Here is a 19,151-nt window from a genome sequence, read left to right as displayed (position 1 = left end):
CAACTGGTGCAGTCGTCTTCTGAAAATGACAAAATGCGCCTAGCTCATTTTTACAGCTTAAATGAGCTATTGAGCACACTCCATATTTCGACTATTATTGAAACATGGAAACGATAAATGCTGTAGCCGCCCTGGCGGCCATCGCTCAAGAATCGCGCCTCGCGGTGTTCCGGCTTCTCGTCCAGGCCGGCCCCGCCGGCATGGCCGCCGGAAAAATCAGCGAAGCGGCCGGCATCCCGCCGTCTTCGCTATCCTTCCACCTGAAAGAGCTGGCACACGCCGGCATGGTCACGTCGCGGCAAGAAGGCCGATTTGTGATCTACGAGGCGAACTTTTCGACGGCCACTAACCTGGTGGCCTTTCTCACGGAAAACTGCTGCGGCGGCCAGGTGTGCAACCTGTCTTGCACCACGGAAGCCGGGAAGGTGTTGGCATGAGACTTCGCCATCTTTCCGACCCCGATTCTTTGCCCGCTTTGGACAAATCCTTTGCCATCGAGCGCCCGGCGCTCGGGCTGGCACCCGACGCCCCGCCGGTGCGTATCCTGCTGCTGTATGGCTCGCTGCGCGCCCGCTCGTTCTCACGGCTGGCCGTCGAGGAAGCGGCCCGGCTGCTGCAATTCTTTGGCGCAGAAACACGCATCTTCGACCCGTCCGATTTGCCGTTGCCCGATCAAGTGCAAAGCGACGATCACCCGGCCGTCAAGGAGCTGCGCGCCCTGTCCGAGTGGTCAGAGGGACAAGTCTGGTGCAGCCCGGAACGCCACGGTCAGATTACCAGTGTCATGAAGGCGCAGATTGACCATCTGCCGCTTGAAATGGCCGGCATCCGGCCGACCCAAGGCCGCACCCTGGCCGTGATGCAGGTATCCGGCGGCTCGCAGAGCTTCAACGCCGTGAACACCTTGCGTCTGCTCGGCCGCTGGATGCGAATGTTCACCATTCCGAACCAGTCGAGTATCGCCAAAGCGTTCCAAGAGTTCGACGCGGCGGGCCGCATGAAGCCCTCGCCGTACTACGACCGAATAGCCGATGTGATGGAAGAACTGGTGCGCTTCACGGCGCTGGTACGGCCGCACCGTGAAGCACTGACAGACCGCTATTCCGAACGGAAAGCGGCCGGCCACGTCATCGACGAGGCCACCGATCTTTCATCCATCGCCATTGCTCCCCAGCCACTACCAGAAAGCGAAACATCATGACCGAAAGAATCTATAACGTCCTCATCCTCTGCACCGGCAATTCGGCGCGCAGCATCATGGCCGAAGCTCTCATCAACACGATGGGGCAAGGGCGCTTCCGCGCCTACAGCGCCGGCAGTCACCCAACCGGCAAGGTCAATCCCTTCGCCGTCGAAAAGGTGGAGTCGGTGAATTACCCGACCGAGAATCTGCGCAGCAAGAGCTGGGACGAGTACGCCACGCCCGACGCACCGAAGATGGACTTCATCATCACCGTCTGCGACAACGCCGCCGGCGAAATGTGTCCGGTGTGGCCTGGTCAGCCGATCTCGGCGCATTGGGGATTTGAAGACCCGGCCGCCGTCGAAGGCACTGACGCCGAGAAGCGCCGGGCCTTCGAACAAACCTTCCGGCACATGATGAACCGCGTCCGCCTGTTCGTGAATCTGCCTCTCAAAATGCTTGACCAGACGGCCATCAAGCGCGAGCTGGCGAACATCGGCAAGACCGAGCAGGAAGCATGAGCGCCGGCGCACAGGCCATCGCCGCGAAGCCGCGCCAGGCCCCGATGAGCGGCTTCGAGCGTTACCTGACGCTGTGGGTGGCCCTGTGCATCGTCGCCGGTGTTGCGCTCGGCCAGGGCCTTCCTGACGTGTTCCAGGCCATAGGCCGCATGGAAGTGGCCCAGGTCAATTTGCCGGTGGGCCTGCTGATTTGGGTAATGATCGTCCCGATGCTGGTCAAGATCGACTTCGGGGCGCTGCACCAGGTCAAAGAGCATTGGCGCGGCATCGGCGTCACGCTGTTCGTGAATTGGGCCGTCAAGCCATTCTCGATGGCCCTGCTGGGGTGGCTGTTCATCCGACAAGTGTTCGCTCCGTTCCTGCCGGCCGATCAACTGGACAGCTACATCGCGGGCTTGATCTTGCTGGCCGCCGCGCCCTGCACGGCAATGGTGTTCGTGTGGAGCCGCCTTACCAACGGCGACCCGCTTTTCACGCTCTCGCAAGTGGCTCTGAACGACGCCATCATGATCGTGGCCTTCGCGCCCATCGTCGGCCTGCTGCTGGGCATGTCCTCGATCTCGGTGCCTTGGGACACGCTGCTGATTTCGGTCGTGCTCTACATCATCGTGCCGGTGATCCTGGCGCAGCTCTTGCGGCGGCATCTGCTCAAGCAAGGACAGGCCGCCTTTGAACGGGCCATGCAGAAGATCGGGCCGTGGTCGATGGCCGCGCTGCTGCTGACGTTGGTTCTACTGTTCGCCTTCCAGGGCGAGGCCATCATCCGGCAGCCGTTAGTGATCGCCATGCTAGCCGTGCCGATCTTGATTCAAGTGTTCTTCAATTCCGGGTTAGCCTACTGGCTGAACAAGCGGGCGGGGGAAAAGCACTCTGTCGCCTGTCCTTCGGCCCTGATCGGTGCCAGCAACTTCTTCGAGCTGGCCGTGGCGGCCGCCATCAGCTTGTTCGGTCTGCACTCCGGCGCTGCATTGGCAACCGTGGTCGGCGTCCTGGTCGAAGTGCCGGTGATGCTGCTGGTCGTGCGCGTGGTGAATCGCTCGAAGAGCTGGTACGAACGAGGTTGAACATGAGTAGGAAAAAACTGAGGAAATGATTGCAGATTGCCGCGCCGGCCGCTTCCTGGCGCATTCGATCACTGACCTGGAACACCTAGTATCCATGCTTGCTGAGGTCGCCCGATGACAGACCCAAAGAACCTAGAGAACAGGCTGCATGAGAAGGCCGACCCGGCCCGCGCCGTTTCCACTGGTCGGGTGCGCTACACACTGGCCGAACTACTGGCCGACGCGGAAGCATCCGGGGCTTACCCGCTGCCGCCGGAGGAACGCGAATGGATGGATGCGCCGTCTGTGGGTCGGGAATGGCCAAACAGTGAAGATTGAAAAAGGCGGCCAGTTCGAGTGGCCGCCCTTTCGTCATTAGCTGCACGCTTGGCGCAAGGCGTTCATTGCTTCTTGAAAATCAGCCTGTGTCGCCCGGCCCGTTTCAGCTTGGTAGTACACCACCATAAAAGCATTAGCGACGGCTTCGGCCAATGGCCCAAGGCTCCGCGCTTCCGCTTGGTTGATGTACTCCAAAGAAGAAAGAATAGCCGCTGCTTGATGCACTGCTTGCCCTGGTTCGATAATATGTTGTGTTGTCATAATTCACCTCTCCAGTAGGTGTTGATTGAAAGTGCCGGGCTGGTTGTGGCCAGCCCGGTGCGCCTACAGGTACAGCCCCGCCGCCTCCGCGAATGCTGACCGCTCATTCCTGCCGCCATTAACCTCAATACTTATCGGCTTAGTTTCGCTCTCTCTCATAGGGTCTGGCCGTGATACAAAAGCGGCTGTTTCTGTCTCTGCATCGACCTCGGTCGATTGATCACCCAGCGGCGAAATAAATACCTGGCTGACTTCTTCCCTTGGCGCTTCATCCAGGGCCGCCAATGCGGCCATGTATGTTGATGTCGTCATCGTGCTAACTCCTGACTTCGTTACTATCTGGGCCAGAATCGGCGCCCAAGCTATTGCCCTCGAACTGGCCAGATTGGCTTGCTTCTTTCGGCTCCATGCTTTCGCGTATCGAAGCAGCCAGTTTTCCGCCTGTGGTTTCGCTCACTCGCTCCTGGAATCCCTGCTTCACTTGAGAGCCGACACCCTTGGCTAACTCGGAGGCCGTGCCTGTGGCCAGCTTCGCGGCCTTGGCAAAGCCGCCACCGCTTGAGCTACTGCCGCTGTCACCAAAGCCAGCCGCTTGGGCGAATGGGCTACTGCCAGCAGTACCCGCTTCACCACCACCGTTTCCGCCACTGCTGACAACTGACCCCATGCTGGACATGTCACCGCCGGTTTCCATACTCGCTGATGCTTTCTGAAAAGCCGCTTGGAGTGCACTTGCACCTCCGGCTGCACCGGCTGCGGCACCCATAACCGCTTTACCTGCCAGGGCAGCGCCGCCAGTTGCCATACTGGCCGCCGTCACCGCCGCCCCAACTGCCGCACCCGCACCGAAGTTTCCAATTCCACCGGCTGCGCCAATACCACCACCAGACACAAGACCAGAAATCATCGGCGGAACTTTGTTGACCAAGAAAAGCAAGATGACCGATATAACCAACATCACGGCCAGTTCCTGGGATGCCATGTTCTCGCTGATTTGCGTGTAGTAGTGATTGATGAACTCTTTGCCAATCGCAACCAGAAGCACCATTGCCATAAGCTGTGCGGCCAGGCCCAGCACGGTCTTGTAGTAATTGATCGCCATGTCGGAAGTCCAACGACTTCCACCAAAGCCAAGGAAGAACACACCGGCATACAACAGAATCCAGGCTGATGCGAGCAACAGCAACAGGTTGACCGCAATCAACGCCAGGACAAACAAAACAGCCAGGGCCATTAGCTCCATGACCAGAGCAGTTGCCATCTGCCGCCATCCCAGCTCCGAGGTGGCCTGTACTGTGCGGTTGTATAACTCGAAACCAAGATCAAGGATGCTGGAGGGCCCAAGATTGCTATTGGAAAGTCCCCCCGCCTGCGCGCCCAGAGTTTGCAATGACTGAACAATCGTACCGGCGATATTCATGCCCTGGTTCGCATTCGTCAGCAACCACCAGAAAAAGCCGGTGAAGATCGTGAAGCGAACGAACTCCGCGAAGAACTCGCCAATGTCGGCCTTGCGCAAAGCCATCATGCCGAATGTCCAGACCATCGAAATCACAACCAGCGTCCAGAACAAACGCGATGCAGCGGACTCAATAGCTGGCCCCCATGTTGCGGCAGCATCATGAAAACGCTTGAGCACATCATTCATAACACCGCTGCTACTTAGCTCCTGCGCCATTGCAGGTTCAGCCAGCACCATTGTGGCGACCATCATCAAGCCACCTAGAGCAATTTTCTTTCTCATGGCGACCACCTCAATAATCATCTTTAGGGCTGGGCTTGAACTCCCACTGACGCATCTGCTTGGCCTTCTGGAATGCTCTGCATTCCTCGGTAAAGGCCTCTCGGTTCGCTTCGCTGCGCATTTCATTCAGTGCTGCCTGGAACGCATCGGGGGCACACGTCGCCGCATTTGGTTCGGGCATCCTTTCCTGTTCACATCCAGCCAACAACAGCAACGTAGCCGCGGTAGTAAAAAAGATTTTTTTCATCTCACCGCCTCCCTAGTAGTTGTCTGCCGGACTCGGGCGAAACGTCCAGGTACGCATTTGCTCGGCCCTGGCATCACCTCGCGCCTCGGCATCGAGTTCTGCTGCAATCCGGGCTGCCTCCGCGTTGTGTTGGGCGGTCAACATGGTGCGAATCTGCAAGAGCTGATTGGCCTGCTGGCTGGCGAGCTGGTTGGCGTAGCCGATGGCCTGTAGCTGGCCAGTTGCACCCTGGGCCGCGCCTTGCAGCCGCTCCAGGGTACGGGCGTCATCCTTCAAAGCCTTTTGCTGGTCGGCAACGGTCTGGAACAGGGCATCGTTGGCCTTCTTTTGCGACTCTGACGCCAGGCGGCGGTTCTCTTCCATCGCTGCCTTTTCGGCCGGCGTGCATCCGCCGCTGCCGTTGAAGCATGGCGAGCTGCGGTAATAGGCCACGTCCTGAAACTTGGCCAGGTAACGATCCAGGCTGCCTAGCTGGTTCTCGTAATAGGCCAGCGTGTTTTGCGCGGCAATCAGCCGGTTGATCGTAGTCTGCGCCTGATCCCAGATATACGCGGCTGGGGCCATCGTGTTCTGGAGCTGATTTTCGTACTGCTGCAACTGGGTCTGGTACTGCTCAATCTGCTTGAGCGTCTGCGCCACCGACTCGATGGCCGTCATGATGTTCTGGGCCAGGTTGCCGCCGTCGATGACGGGGATACCAGCTTGCACAGGGGCGGTGGTAGTGGTGATAAAGCCGGTTGCGAGTGCAACGGCTAGAGCGGTTTTTTTAGCCGCTAAAATTTTGGACTTCATGGTCGTACTCCGTCGATGAAAAGAAGGCATTGCCTTGACCAAGCGTTGTGCTTGTTCTCGGCAACGTTTCATCGAAGAGCTACGCCACTAGCTGATCGGTATTGCCCTTGGCGCTGAGGCCCGGACTTACAAACGTAAAACTACTCTGTTTTTTTATCGCTTTCGGACAAGCCAACTTCCCGGCCAATCTCTTCAAGCTCTAGCGGCTGTACTGCCGCCGTCAGTATTTCGCGTATTTCCGCGTCGGTGCTCCTATCGTTGAGCGCTGCTCGAACTTTCAACGCACGGTGCACCTCGGCGGGTAAATTCCTGATAAGCACATTTGCCATATCAATACCCTTTTGGTGTACCCGACAACCATGCTATCAAAGATATTAAAAATAGCAAGACCTATACTCTTGCAACCGGCGGTAGCCGATCAGCCCCGCAGGGCAGGATTCCCGTTGAGTGCCCCCGGCGCGAATAAGGGACAGTGAAGATAGATAACCGGCTTGCCGGTTAGCTAACTTCACCCATCCTGCCCGCATTTCACCCACTATTGAAAATCTAGCGCATATCGAACGTAAAGCGTTTTATCGTCAAACAAACACCGATTCTTGGCAACATAACCGTAATCGTCACCAAATCGGCCTGCAATCGACATAGTCGCTTCAAAATCGCTGCTCAATCGGCTTTAAATCGGAACCTAAAATGCCAACAATCGACACAAACCATTCGCCCCGATGGGGCGAGTTGGACGCCAAAAAAGAAGGGCATAACCCGCCCCTCAAGTGTCAATGAACACAAGAAATTTGCCTCCCCTCCCGTCATACCACTAAGGCGACGTATTGATACTTGAGGGGCAACCTTTCCTGATGTTGACACCTTCACGCAGGTTACTGGTTATGGGCGTCCAACACACACGGCTCATTCCTGCTTGGTAATAATAAGAATAATAATCTTCTTATTATTCTTACCGAACGAATGGGCACTGCTTAGCCATTTCACGTTTCGAGCCAAGGTTTCAGTACAGATAACTACAAGTGCACACAGCGGCCCTCCAGCACCGTTAGACGCAGATTCTGCTTCAGCTCATGGAATAAGGGACTCCGGGTTGTTTTCCCCTCTCACAAGGCGTTTCAGCGGCCACTGAAGCCGCCTTCTCTTCTTGGCGTTAAACCATCGGCCTATGGCCGATTGATAAAGCCCGCCAGGGCTTTATTGGCAAGGTCAGAACGCGCCCTCAAGGCGCGAGCTGCACCGCGCATGATGGATTATCTTTAGATAATCTTGGATGGATTTCCCAAACTGCCCGCAAAGCAGCGCACCGTCTGGGTTTTCCAAATTGGGACGGGGAACGTTACGACGGCAGAAGGGGAGCGTTACGACGGTAACAAGGGAACGTTACGACGGTAAACGGGTGCAGTTGCCGTGGGGCCAGGCCTCTTGATCTCCCATTTTCCCTTGGCGTATTCGTTCACTACCCAACCCACGGCGGCAAGTTCGGCCAGTGCCTTCCGGGCAGTCTGACGGCGTTTTTTCATAGCTTCGGCATTGGCTTCATCTGGCCAGACATAGCCGCAAAGCGTGTCCAGTTCCACGCGCCCGGATTTGCCGGGGTCGATCCAGCCGCATAGCCGTTGGTGCATCAGCCGTGCCGGATCAGTCTGTAGCACCCGCACTTCCGCCATGTCGATACGGGCATATGGACGATGCCCCAGGATCGCTTCGGCAATACGCGGATTCAGGGCAACCCATAGCCTGCCGTCCGTCTCGTCAAAAGCATGACTCATCAGGTGGAACGCGGCTTGCCGCCGTCCCTTCGTCACAAGGATGGTGACGTTCGACATGCGCAGCAGGCTGGCTTTGAGCGCCTTGATGTTGTCGCCGCTATCCGTCATGCCCGTTTCTGAGAGCAGTTTGGTCAGGCTCTCACGAACCACCAAGCCGTCTTGCTCAATGGCTTCGAAACGGGGTTCAAGGAATAGCCGTAGCTGTCGCCCCGTCTCACTGGTCGGTTCCGGGGTTAGCAAGATGCCGTTCGGGCCGCCAAGGGCCACGATGCCTTGCAAAAGACGCATATCATCGGCCCCGAGAGGTTCGAATCCGACGAAACGCATGGATTCGTCCTCGCCAAAGGTGTAGGTCACGTCCAGCTTGCAGCGTTTGCGATCGCCACGCTTGAGGCTGCGGAACAGGCCAGGTGCCAAACAGTGCGCGGGATCATGTCGGACGTGGGTCAGGTCATGCTTAGGCTTCTTCACGCTGTCTCCTTTTCACCTTGCACTGCCGCTCCAGTACAGCAGGCTTCAACACGCCGCCGTCGTGCCGTCTAAACCAGAGTTCTTGAAAAGGTGCGCCATAGTTGGCCTTGCTGACGCCAAAGCGGACAAAATACCCACGCTGACAATCATCGACCCCCAGTATCTCGGCCTCGCCTTGCGTCATGCCGGATAGGTACGATTGCCAACGGATGTTATCAACCAGTACGGACGATCCACGACTGGCCTGCTGTTGATCGCCCGACCCCATCATGGCTGCGCTTTTACTCGCGTGGTGCAGAAACACAATGGAGCAGCCTGTATCAGCGGCTATGGCCTCCATGTGCCCAACAACCTGCGCCATCGGCCCGCTAGCGTTCTCCTCCTCAATGTGGAAGCGCCGCAAAGTGTCCAAGATCATCAAGCGACGACCTTCAGCGGCTCGTTTGAGAGCATCGAACCAGCTAGCAGCCATGATGTTTGGGCATTTACCGATCAAGGGTTCAATGAGCAAACCATCAGCCACGGCTTGCCGTTCCGCTGCGCTGAGGTGTGCCCCAAGGGCGTGCAGACGATGGTGAATAGCGGCCGGTGGATCTTCAGCAGGCAGATAGACCACTTGCCCGGTGGGAAACTCGCCTATTTCAAGTAAATCAGGCCCGCCTGCAATCTGTGCAGCCAATTGAAGGGCCAACATGGATTTACCAGCCCCACCAGGCGACACAAGAGCACCAACAGTGCCAGCAACCATATTAGGCAGAACATAATCAATGGGTGGCGGCAATTCCGTGAAAGCCGCCATAAGATCAAGAGCCATATAACTAGCCCTCTATAGGGCCAGGTCGCGCAGCTTGATCACCCGATGATTTACGTGCCTCAATCCACTCTTCGACCTCTGACAAATCCCAGGCGACATTTCTACTGGTTAACGCGATACGGCGTGGAAAATCCCCTCGCTGCTCCAGGTTATAAATTGTTCGTGTCGAAAGCGGGATCATCTCCAGGAGCTTCTTCCTGTTGATGAGGGTCTTTATATTTTGCATGGGTCAATACCTCTCAAATGAATAGTTGCTATTCATCGAGTAGCTGCGCGAAGCAGCTAATCGGTAATTGACCTGCCCGATGCCAATGGCGGCCTTATTTATAAATTCACGGCATCAACTTCAATGCTATCAAAGATAGCAAAAACATCAACCCTTACTGCCTCCCGAAGTCCACTCATCAATCATATCGGCCCAATCCTGCAACATCGCCGCCCGCTGCTCGCGGTACTCAGCCTTGTTGTAGACAGCCCTCACGCCCTTCTGCTCGTGCGCCAGGCACTTCTCGATCCAGTCGGTGTTGTAGCCGGCCTCATGCAACAGCGTGCTGGCTGTGCGCCGCAAATCATGCGGTCCGAACTTGGTAAGTGACTTCCCATCTTTCTGCGCCGCCTTGTAAGTCAGCGTCAGCACCTGGTTAAGTGTGGCAGCGCTCATCGGCGCATCCGAGTCGTACCGTGATGGCAAAACGAAGTCGGAACCACCGGCAAAGGTTTTCATGGCAATGAAAATATCCAGAGCCTGCTGGGACAGAAATACCAGGTGCGGGTTACGGCGTTTCATCCGCTCCTTTGGAATCGTCCACAACGCTTCGCTGAAATTGATCTCGCTCCAGGTCGCATTGGTCAGCTCGCTCTTGCGCACCATCGTCAGCAATAACAGCTTGGCCGCCGCACGGTTTGTTGGGCTTGTGCCCACTCGCTCCATGTACTGGTACATCAGCCCAATTTCTTCTGGCGTCAACGCTCGGTCACGTGGCTCGAATCGAGCGATGCTTGTTGGGCGCACCAGTTCTGCCGGGTTTTCGACCTTCTGCCCACGCTCGATGGCCCAGCGAAATACCTGCAACACGATTTCACGCACATGAACGGCGGTGGCCGGTGCGCCTCGCTCAACAATGGCATCAGCCAGCGCCCGCAAGTCTTCGTGGGTGATCTCCACCAGCTTCTGATTGCTGAATTTCGGCTTCAGCTCACGCTCATAAACCGAGCGGCGCATATCGCGGGTGGAGTCGGCCATCTGGTAGCCACGCAGCCACTTCTCCGCCCAGGCACCGAACGTCTCTGCATCTTTCACCCGCGCCTTGTCTCGGGCTTTCTCCTTGGCCGGCGACTTGCCCGCCGCAACCATCTTCTTGGCGTCACCCAACAGCTCGCGGGCTTCGGCCAGGGTGATGCCACCGACACCATAACGCCCAAAGGTGATGGTCTCCTGCCGACCGTTGATTGAGTAGTTGTAACGGAACGAGATGGAGCCGGCTGGAGTCACTGCCACATAGAGACCTTCCCGGTCATTCACTTTGTAGAGTTTGTCCCTGGGCTTGAGATTGCGCAGCTTGGTATCGGTCAGCATGTACCTTGTCCTTCTTCGTCTCCGATACCATGCTGAAAAAATCTCGAATTTATCGTATTTTTTCTTACGAAACAGTAACTTATAGAATATTAATACCATGAACACACAAAAGAACGCAGCATGGTATCGGCATCAATCATGGCATCGCCAAACCATAATACCAGCTTTAATGCCATGCTCAAACGGTGCTTGGCGCTTCCTCCCGTTGCCAGATCGTGCCAAACACAAACAAAAAAGCCCGCAATGACGCGGGCTTTGCGGCTTTTGATGCCATTATGTGCCTGACCATGCCAGACGCGGGATCATTCCCACTCAATTGTCGCCGGTGGTTTGCTGGAGACGTCGTAGGTTACCCGGTTGATACCGCGCACTTCATTGATGATGCGGCTGGAGACCTTTTTAAGCAACGCATAGGGCAGCTCGGCCCAGTCGGCGGTCATGAAGTCGGACGTTTGTACGGCACGCAGGGCAACGACGTAGTCGTAGGTACGGCCGTCACCCATGACGCCGACTGACTTGACTGGCAAGAAAACGGCAAAGGCTTGTGAAGTGAGGTCATACCAGTTTTGGCCGCTGATCGGGTCTTCGGTTTTGCGCAGCTCTTCGATGAAGATGGCATCGGCGCGACGTAATAAGTCGGCGTATTCTTTTTTGACTTCGCCCAGAATGCGCACGCCCAGGCCCGGGCCGGGGAATGGATGACGGTACACCATGGCGGGCGGCAAGCCCAGGGCAACGCCCAGCTTGCGCACTTCGTCTTTGAACAGCTCGCGCAGCGGTTCGAGCAATTTAAGGTTAAGCGTTTCGGGCAGGCCACCCACATTGTGGTGCGACTTAATGGCAACGGCTTTACCTGTTTTGGCCCCGGCCGACTCAATGACGTCGGGGTAAATTGTGCCCTGGGCGAGCCAGCGTGCATTGCTCAGCTTGGCGGCCTCGGCCTGGAAGACTTCAACGAATTCTTTACCAATGATTTTGCGTTTAGCTTCTGGGTCGGACACGCCGGCCAGCTTGCCCATGAATTGTTCGGTAGCGTCGACATGAATGATTTTCATGCCGAAATGCTCGCCAAATGTTTGCATGACCTGCTGGCCTTCGTTCAGGCGCAACAAGCCGTGGTCGACAAACACACAGGTGAGCTGGTCGCCAATGGCCTTATGGATAAGTGCGGCGGCGACAGACGAGTCAACCCCGCCCGACAAACCCAGAATGACTTCGTCGGAACCGACCTGGTCACGAATGGCCTGAACCGCCTCTTGTACGTAGTCGGGCATGTTCCAGTCGCCTTCACAACCGCAAATTTCGCGCACAAAGCGCGACAACATGGCCGGGCCTTGCGTGGTGTGGGTAACTTCGGGGTGAAACTGCACCGCATAAAAATTGCGGGCTTCGTCGGCCATACCTGCAATGGGACATGACTCGGTAGACGCCATAAGTTTGAACCCGGGCGGCAATTCGGTAACCTTGTCGCCATGGCTCATCCAGACCTTGAGCATGCCATGGCCTTCGGGCGTGGTGAAGTCTTCAAGGCCATCTAGCAGACGCGTGTGGCCCCGAGCCCGTACTTCGGCGTAACCGAATTCGCGATGATCGGAGAACTCGACTTTGCCACCCAGTTGCAAGGCCATGGCCTGCATACCGTAGCAAATACCCAGCACAGGCACCCCCATTTCGAATGCGGCCGCAGGTACTTTAAGGGACTCTTCGTGGTAGGCCGAAGCATGGCTGCCCGACAAAATAATGCCTTTAAGACCTGGCTGCGACTTCAGGAAGGCGTCGTCGACGTCGCCTGAATGAATTTCGCAGTAGACCCCGGCTTCGCGCACGCGACGCGCAATAAGCTGGGTGACTTGTGAACCGTAATCGAGAATGAGGATACGCTGATGCATGATGGGATATTTAAGGCCGCTTAGTCGGCGCGGTAGTTAGGCGCTTCTTTGGTAATTTGAACGTCGTGAACGTGGGACTCGCGCACACCGGCCGAGGTAATTTCTACGAACTCGGCTTTTTCGTGCATGTGCGGGATAGACGCACAACCGACATAGCCCATAGATGCCCGGATACCGCCCACCAACTGGTAAATAATGGCGATGACGCTGCCCTTGTAGGGAACGCGACCTTCGATGCCTTCGGGAACGAGTTTATCGGCATTGTTGGACGGGTCTTGGAAGTAGCGGTCGGCCGAGCCGTCTGTCATGGCGCCAACGCTGCCCATACCGCGATACGACTTGTACGAACGGCCCTGGAACAGCACGACTTCGCCCGGCGCTTCTTCAGTACCGGCAAACATGCCGCCCATCATGCAGGCCGATGCGCCGGCCGCCAGGGCCTTGGACACGTCGCCCGAATAACGGATACCGCCGTCGGCAATAAGTGGAATGCCCGAACCTTTAAGCGCGTCGGCAACGTCGGCAATAGCCGTGATTTGCGGCACGCCGACACCGGCCACGATACGTGTCGTGCAAATAGACCCGGGGCCAATACCGACCTTGACCGCGTCGGCGCCGGCTTCGGCCAATGCCAGTGCGGCAGCAGCGGTGGCAATGTTACCGCCCACGACCTGAATTTTGGGGTAGTTCTTTTTGACCCAGCGCACGCGTTCAATAACGCCGGCCGAGTGGCCATGGGCGGTATCAACAACGATAACGTCAACACCGGCAGCCGCCAGTTTTTCGACGCGCTCTTCAGTGCCCTCGCCCACACCCACTGCAGCGCCAACACGCAATTGGCCCTGGCCGTCTTTGCAGGCATAAGGATGTTCTGTGTTCTTGACGATGTCTTTAACCGTTGCCAAACCACGCAACTGGAAGTTTTCGTTGACGATAAGAACGCGCTCGAGGCGATGCTTGTGCATCAGCGACTGAGCTTCTTCAAGCGTGGCGCCTTCTTTCATCGTGACAAGGCGTTCTTGAGACGTCATGACGTCGCGCAATGGGACATCGAGGCGATCTTCGAAGCGCAGGTCGCGGTTGGTGACGATGCCAACCACTTTACCGCCCTCGACAACGGGCAGACCAGAAATGCCATGTTGGCGCTGCAACGCAATAGCGTCGCGCACTTTCATGGTGGGCGTGACCGTTACCGGGTCAATAACAATACCGAACTCGTGACGTTTGACGCGGGCCACTTCCTGAGCCTGGCGGTCGGCCGTGAGGTTTTTATGGATGATACCGATGCCGCCTTCCTGGGCCATGGCAATGGCCAGGCGCGATTCGGTTACGGTATCCATGGCAGCAGACACCAGCGGGATGTTCAGGCTGATGTCGCGCGTAAATTGGGTGGCAAGGGAAGTATCGCGAGGCAGGACCTGTGAAAAGGCCGGGACTAACAACACATCGTCGAAGGTTAGCGCTTTTTTGATGAGACGCATTCAATTACTCCGTGTGCAAAGCAAGATTATACGATGTAAGCCTTAGCCCAACCAAACGCGGGCATTGCGGAACATATGCAACCAGGGGCTGAACTCACCGCCCGCATCGGCCTGCCCCCAGCGCTCGGGCGCCCACGACATCATGACATTGCGCGTAACCCGCTCGGGGTGCGGCATCATGATGGTGAAGCGGCCATCGGCCGTGGTAACGCCGGCCAAGCCGTTGGCGCTGCCGTTGGGGTTGTACGGGTAGGTTTCAGTCGGCTTACCAGTGTTCTCGACATAGCGCATGGCCGCGATTACCTGGGCGGCATCGCCTTGTGCAGCAAAATTGGCAAAGCCTTCGCCGTGCGCCACAGCAATGGGCGCCTGCATACCAGCCATGCCCTTAAAGAACAACGACGGCGAATCGGGGATCTCGACCATCGACAAACGGGCTTCGTATTTTTCGGACTGGTTGCGCGTAAAACGCGGCCAATGCTGAGCGCCTGGAATCATGCCGGCCAAAGCCGCCATCATCTGGCAACCATTGCACACCCCCAACGCAAAGGTATCGCTGCGGCCAAAAAACGCTGCGAACTGGTCAGCCAGTTGGGCATTGAAACGGATGGTACGCGCCCAGCCTTCGCCGGCGCCCAATACGTCGCCGTAACTGAAACCGCCCACGGCAACCAGGCCTTGCACGTCATCAAGGCGCACGCGACCCGACAGCAGGTCGGTCATGTGAACGTCCCACGCTTCGAAGCCGGCCTTGTCGAACGCCCAGGCCATTTCTACCTGACTGTTGCAGCCTTGCTCACGCAAAATGGCCATACGCGGGCGGGCACCCTTGGCAATAAAGGGCGCGGCAATATCTGCTTGAGGGTCAAAGCCTACTTTGGGGGTAAAGCCTGGGTCTTGCGTGTTGGCCCAAACGTCGTATTCGGCTTGCGCGCACGCCGGGTTGTCGCGGCGCGCCATAATGCGGCGGCTGACCTCGCTCCATTGCTGGGCCAGTTCGCGCCAAGGGCGCTGGTACACGCACTTGCCATCGCGGAACACCTGAATTTCTTCTTGTGTATTTAACGAACCCACGACATGCGAATGCGCCGACAGGCCTTTTTCGCGCAGGGCTTGCAATACGGTATTGCGCTGCTCGAGCGGCACCTGGATAACCGCACCGGCTTCTTCGTTAAACAACGCCTTGAGGGTGATTTCGTCGCGCTGCACTGCCATTTGCTCGGGGCGGATTTTGTAATCGCCCCAGTCAGCGGCCACCGGGTCGATGGTCAGCATATCGAGGTTGATCGATACCCCGGTGTGGCCGGCAAACGCCATTTCGCAGACGGTGGCCAAAAGCCCGCCATCGGAACGGTCGTGGTAGGCCAGAATGTGGCCGGCATCGGCCAGTTCTCGAATCGCCTCGAAGAACGCGCGGACAGCGGCTGGATCTTCGACGTCGGGCGTGCTGTCGCCCACCTGATTGAACGCGTGAGCAAGTACCGACCCGCCCATGCGCTGACGCCCTTGCCCCAGATCGATAAGAATCAAGGCTGTCGCGCCGACATCGGTACGCAACTGCGGCGTTAGTGTTTTACGTACATCGGCCACGGGCGCAAAGCCCGTCACAATAAGAGATACCGGCGAAATGACTTCGCGCGAAGCGCCGTTCTCGGACCAGGTGGTGCGCATGGACAGTGAGTCTTTACCAACCGGGATGGATAAATCGAGCTGCTGACACCACTGGCTGACCGCCGACACCGTGTCGTACAGCGACGCATCTTGCCCGGGCACACCGCAAGCGGCCATCCAGTTGGCCGACAATTTAATGTCTTTCAGCGACCGCACATCGGCCGCCACCAAATTGGTCAGCGCTTCGGTAATAGCCATACGGCCCGATGCGGCGGGGTCGATCATGGCCAATGGGGTGCGCTCGCCCATGGCCATTGCCTGCCCGTCGGTCGATTCGAAATCGGTCAGGGTAACGGCGCAATCGGCCACCGGCACTTGCCACGGGCCCACCATCTGATCGCGGCTGTTTAGCCCGCCAACACTGCGGTCACCAATGGTAATTAGAAAGGTTTTGTTGGCCACCGTCGGGTGGCGCAATACGCGTTCGATGGCCTCGGGCAATGCAATTAGCGGCAAATCGACGGGCTCGGCAACACTTTCAAGGCGCTGCACATCGCGCGTCATGCGCGGCGGCTTGCCCAAAATGACGTCAATGGGAACATCGACCGGACGGGTTTCGTCTTTGGGGGTCAAGTCGGTAACGCCGGGCAGACCTTCGCCCAGCGTGACACGTAATTGGCGTTCTTCTGTGGCCACACCCACAACCGCGTAGGGGCAACGTTCGCGACGGGCAATAACATCGAAGCGGGCCAAGTCTTGCGGCAAAATCGCCAGCACATAACGTTCTTGCGCTTCATTGCTCCAGATTTCGGCAGCCGACAGCCCCGATTCTTCGAGGTGAACCTGGGTAAGTTCAAAAATTGCGCCACGGCCCGCGTCGTTGACGAGTTCGGGGAAGGCATTGGACAACCCGCCCGCGCCAACGTCGTGGATGGCCAGCACAGGATTTTGCGCGCCCTGCTGCCAGCAGCGGTCAATGACTTCTTGAGCCCGACGTTCGATCTCGGGGTTGCCCCGCTGGACCGAGTCAAAATCAAGCTCGGCGGTATTGGTGCCCACGCTCATGCTGGACGCCGCGCTACCCCCCATACCAATACGCATCCCCGGGCCACCCAACTGAATGAGCAATGCCCCGGGCGGGATCGGATCTTTATGCGTCAGGCCGTCTTCGATGCTGCCCAAACCACCCGCGATCATGATGGGCTTGTGATAACCCCAACGCTTGCCACCAGCAGTTTGCTCAAAAGTACGGAAGTAACCCGCCAGATTGGGGCGACCAAACTCGTTATTAAATGCAGCGCCGCCCAGCGGGCCTTCGACCATGATGTCGAGCGGACTGGCGATGCGATCGGGCATACCGTGGGAATCGACTTCCCAGGGTTCGAGCGCATCGTCGAAACGCAGGTTGGACACGGTAAAGCCGGTTAAACCCGCTTTGGGCTTGGAGCCCCGGCCTGTCGCGCCTTCGTCGCGGATTTCGCCCCCGGCGCCGGTAGACGCCCCCGGAAACGGCGCAATTGCCGTCGGGTGGTTATGCGTTTCAACCTTCATGAGGGTGTGCACGGTAGCCTGATGATGGCCGTAAGCTGTAGCCCCGGCGTGCTCGCCCTGGCCGGCATAAAACAAGGTGGCCGGGCCGCCCGCCATAATGGCGGCATTGTCAGAATAAGCCACTACTGTGCCTTGCGGCTGGGCGGCGTGGGTGGCGCGAATCATGCCGAACAGCGTATTGGGCTGGGCCTGACCGTCGATCACCCATTGAGCATTGAAAATTTTGTGGCGGCAGTGCTCGCTGTTGGCCTGCGCGAACATCATTAGCTCGACATCGGTGGGGTTGCGCCCCAAACCGGTGAACGACTGTTCAAGGTATTCGATTTCGTCTTCGGACAACGCCAAACCCAACTGCTGGTTGGCCGAATCGAGCGCGGCACGACCTTGACCGATAACATCGATAGTTTGCATGGGCTTGCCGGGCAAAGACGCAAACAGCGCCTGGCCATCGAAGGCGGCGTCGACCACGGTTTCGGTCATGCGGTCGTGCAGGCACGCGGCAATTTGCGCCAACTGTTCGGGCGAAACAGACGCCACCCCCAAAAGGCCGCGCGACGGCTGAACGGTATAGCGAACCCCGCGCTCGATGCGGCGCACAGCGGCCAGACCGCAGTTGTGAGCGATGTCGGTGGCCTTGCTGGCCCACGGCGAAACCGTACCCAAACGGGGAATGACGCGCAGCACCAGCGTGTGCTTGTCTTCTTTGGCTGCCGGGTCTGCCGTGCCGTAATCGAGCAACTGGGCCAGGCGGTCGGCGTCGGGCTGCGAGAACCCGGCTTCAGTCCAGACAAAATGCTCGTAGCGGCCCTGAATATCGGCCACTGGCAGTTTTAGCTGGGAAAATTTCTGGAGCAGACGCTCGCGACGAAAAGCAGACAGAACAGAGGAGCCGAGGAAATGCTGGATAGAGTTCACGGTGGGACGCGCTAAATGATGGGGAGACAATCCATCATTTTAGCCTTTTAAACCGTGTGCTGGCCCGGCTCGGGGTAAGACACCTCGATAATGTCCAGCTCGTCGACCCCTGCGGGGGTGCGCAAGGTAATGGTGTCGCCCTCTCGGGCCTTAATAAGCGCCCGCGCCACCGGCGAAATCCAGCTGATTTTGCCCTGCAGGGGCTCGGCCTCGTCAACGCCCACAATGGTGACCCGGTGGTCTTCGCCGGCTTTGTCGCAATACAACACCGTTGCCCCAAAAAACACCTGATCGCGGTTGGGCTGCAACGACGGGTCAACCACTTCGGCCTGCTCAAGCCGCTTGGTTAAAAACCGCATGCGCCGGTCGATTTCGCGCAGACGCTTTTTACCGTACAGGTAGTCGCCGTTTTCAGAGCGGTCGCCATTGGACGCGGCCCACGACACCACCTGCACCACCTCGGGTCGTTCGACTGTCATTAAGTGGGCCAGCTCGGCACGCAGACGTTGATACCCCTGCACCGTCATGTAATTTTTGGTGCCCTTGGGCAACGGCACGGCCTCGGGGCCAAGGTCGTCATCGTCGTCGTTGTCGGTTTCTTTGGTGAAGGCTTTGCTCATGGGAGGCCAAAGGCGTAAAAGGATGACAGCACCTGATCATTGTAAACACGAACGGCGCGCCCGTTGTAATGTGCCTGCGGGTAATTCGAGCACAGAACGCGCCCGCAAACACACACTGACGCGCCAGGGTTTTAAGCCCTGCACGTACTTTAGCGGGCGCATTTGTTTGTCGAAATAGATGACGTCGATGGCGCACGACAAACCAAACGTATGCACCGAGCAGCACGGGTAAAGCCACAGGGCCCGCCCCCGCCCGGGAATACCGCAGCGCCACACCCCCAACAAGCGCGCGAACCACGAGGTTGCAAGATCAACGACCAT

General features: G+C 57.7%; 20 protein-coding genes. 5 read left to right on the top strand and 15 right to left on the bottom strand.

From position 1 onward, the window contains the following. The first annotated feature begins 104 nt into the window (after nucleotides 1-104). The 5 genes from GTU67_RS05170 (at nucleotide 105) to GTU67_RS05150 (ending at nucleotide 3,086) form a co-directional block, all read left to right on the top strand. Nucleotides 105-437, top strand: coding sequence for an ArsR/SmtB family transcription factor (locus GTU67_RS05170; protein WP_000447876.1), 333 nt, complete (start codon nucleotides 105-107; stop codon nucleotides 435-437). Beyond that, nucleotides 434-1,201 (top strand): arsenical resistance protein ArsH, encoded by a 768-nt coding sequence (gene arsH / locus GTU67_RS05165; protein WP_001239389.1) that lies wholly within the window; start codon nucleotides 434-436, stop codon nucleotides 1,199-1,201. The genes GTU67_RS05170 and arsH overlap by 4 nt, the downstream gene beginning before the upstream one ends. After that, nucleotides 1,198-1,704, top strand: a complete 507-nt coding sequence (locus GTU67_RS05160) for an arsenate reductase ArsC (protein ID WP_000140066.1) — start codon at nucleotides 1,198-1,200, stop codon at nucleotides 1,702-1,704. Before arsH ends, GTU67_RS05160 begins: the two co-directional genes overlap by 4 nt. Then, nucleotides 1,701-2,768 (top strand): ACR3 family arsenite efflux transporter, encoded by a 1,068-nt coding sequence (gene arsB / locus GTU67_RS05155; RefSeq protein WP_001272375.1) that lies wholly within the window; start codon nucleotides 1,701-1,703, stop codon nucleotides 2,766-2,768. Before GTU67_RS05160 ends, arsB begins: the two co-directional genes overlap by 4 nt. Before the next feature lie 114 nt (nucleotides 2,769-2,882). Continuing rightward, nucleotides 2,883-3,086 carry a hypothetical protein gene (locus tag GTU67_RS05150; RefSeq protein WP_000131871.1) on the top strand — a complete coding sequence of 68 codons (204 nt, stop codon included), beginning with the start codon at nucleotides 2,883-2,885 and terminating at the stop codon, nucleotides 3,084-3,086. 36 nt (nucleotides 3,087-3,122) lie between these two features. Here GTU67_RS05150 and GTU67_RS05145 read toward each other — a convergent pair whose 3' ends face one another. From GTU67_RS05145 to GTU67_RS05075, 15 genes are all read right to left on the bottom strand, one after another. Continuing rightward, nucleotides 3,123-3,347, bottom strand: a complete 225-nt coding sequence (locus tag GTU67_RS05145) for a type I toxin-antitoxin system ptaRNA1 family toxin (protein ID WP_000211355.1) — start codon at nucleotides 3,345-3,347, stop codon at nucleotides 3,123-3,125. 63 nt (nucleotides 3,348-3,410) lie between these two features. Next, entirely contained in the window at nucleotides 3,411-3,659 is a 249-nt protein-coding gene (locus GTU67_RS05140; RefSeq protein ID WP_000213809.1) for a hypothetical protein, read from the bottom strand. Nucleotides 3,660-3,663: 4 nt separating this feature from the next. Continuing rightward, on the bottom strand, nucleotides 3,664-5,091 hold the full coding sequence (gene trbL, locus GTU67_RS05135) for a P-type conjugative transfer protein TrbL (RefSeq protein WP_001405816.1): 1,428 nt from the start codon (nucleotides 5,089-5,091) through the stop codon (nucleotides 3,664-3,666). Between the two features lie 10 nt (nucleotides 5,092-5,101). Next, complete coding sequence (gene trbK, locus GTU67_RS05130; RefSeq protein ID WP_000718002.1) at nucleotides 5,102-5,338, bottom strand: entry exclusion lipoprotein TrbK; 237 nt, start codon at nucleotides 5,336-5,338, stop codon at nucleotides 5,102-5,104. Between the two features lie 12 nt (nucleotides 5,339-5,350). Beyond that, on the bottom strand, nucleotides 5,351-6,130 hold the full coding sequence (gene trbJ / locus GTU67_RS05125) for a P-type conjugative transfer protein TrbJ (RefSeq protein ID WP_000836966.1): 780 nt from the start codon (nucleotides 6,128-6,130) through the stop codon (nucleotides 5,351-5,353). Nucleotides 6,131-6,270: 140 nt separating this feature from the next. Next, entirely contained in the window at nucleotides 6,271-6,459 is a 189-nt protein-coding gene (locus GTU67_RS05120) for a FitA-like ribbon-helix-helix domain-containing protein (protein WP_000024442.1), read from the bottom strand. A gap of 1,032 nt (nucleotides 6,460-7,491) precedes the next feature. After that, a complete protein-coding gene (repC, locus tag GTU67_RS05115) occupies nucleotides 7,492-8,373 on the bottom strand; it encodes a replication protein C, IncQ-type (RefSeq protein WP_000743064.1) in 882 nt (293 codons plus the stop codon). Further along, nucleotides 8,360-9,187 (bottom strand): helicase RepA family protein, encoded by an 828-nt coding sequence (locus GTU67_RS05110; RefSeq protein WP_001162384.1) that lies wholly within the window; start codon nucleotides 9,185-9,187, stop codon nucleotides 8,360-8,362. Before GTU67_RS05110 ends, repC begins: the two co-directional genes overlap by 14 nt. Nucleotides 9,188-9,191: 4 nt before the next feature. Beyond that, nucleotides 9,192-9,413, bottom strand: coding sequence for a helix-turn-helix transcriptional regulator (locus GTU67_RS05105; RefSeq protein ID WP_001179606.1), 222 nt, complete (start codon nucleotides 9,411-9,413; stop codon nucleotides 9,192-9,194). A gap of 147 nt (nucleotides 9,414-9,560) precedes the next feature. Then, the gene (locus GTU67_RS05100) at nucleotides 9,561-10,763 is read right to left on the bottom strand and encodes a tyrosine-type recombinase/integrase (protein ID WP_000954590.1); all 1,203 of its coding nucleotides are present in this window, start codon (nucleotides 10,761-10,763) and stop codon (nucleotides 9,561-9,563) included. A gap of 302 nt (nucleotides 10,764-11,065) precedes the next feature. Continuing rightward, entirely contained in the window at nucleotides 11,066-12,652 is a 1,587-nt protein-coding gene (gene guaA, locus GTU67_RS05095; protein WP_185779062.1) for a glutamine-hydrolyzing GMP synthase, read from the bottom strand. 20 nt (nucleotides 12,653-12,672) lie between these two features. Next, entirely contained in the window at nucleotides 12,673-14,133 is a 1,461-nt protein-coding gene (guaB, locus tag GTU67_RS05090; protein ID WP_185779061.1) for an IMP dehydrogenase, read from the bottom strand. A gap of 42 nt (nucleotides 14,134-14,175) precedes the next feature. After that, nucleotides 14,176-18,210, bottom strand: a complete 4,035-nt coding sequence (gene purL, locus GTU67_RS05085) for a phosphoribosylformylglycinamidine synthase (RefSeq protein WP_185779060.1) — start codon at nucleotides 18,208-18,210, stop codon at nucleotides 14,176-14,178. 47 nt (nucleotides 18,211-18,257) lie between these two features. Further along, on the bottom strand, nucleotides 18,258-18,830 hold the full coding sequence (greB, locus tag GTU67_RS05080; protein WP_185779059.1) for a transcription elongation factor GreB: 573 nt from the start codon (nucleotides 18,828-18,830) through the stop codon (nucleotides 18,258-18,260). A 36-nt stretch (nucleotides 18,831-18,866) separates the two neighbouring features. Continuing rightward, a complete protein-coding gene (locus GTU67_RS05075; protein WP_185779058.1) occupies nucleotides 18,867-19,151 on the bottom strand; it encodes a DUF192 domain-containing protein in 285 nt (94 codons plus the stop codon).

Origin of the sequence: Pusillimonas minor (assembly GCF_014237865.1) — a bacterium.
GTDB classification, from domain to species: domain Bacteria; phylum Pseudomonadota; class Gammaproteobacteria; order Burkholderiales; family Burkholderiaceae_B; genus Neopusillimonas; species Neopusillimonas minor.
The sequence above is the reverse complement of the archived record's forward strand: the minus strand, read 5'-3'. Positions and strand labels throughout refer to the sequence as shown.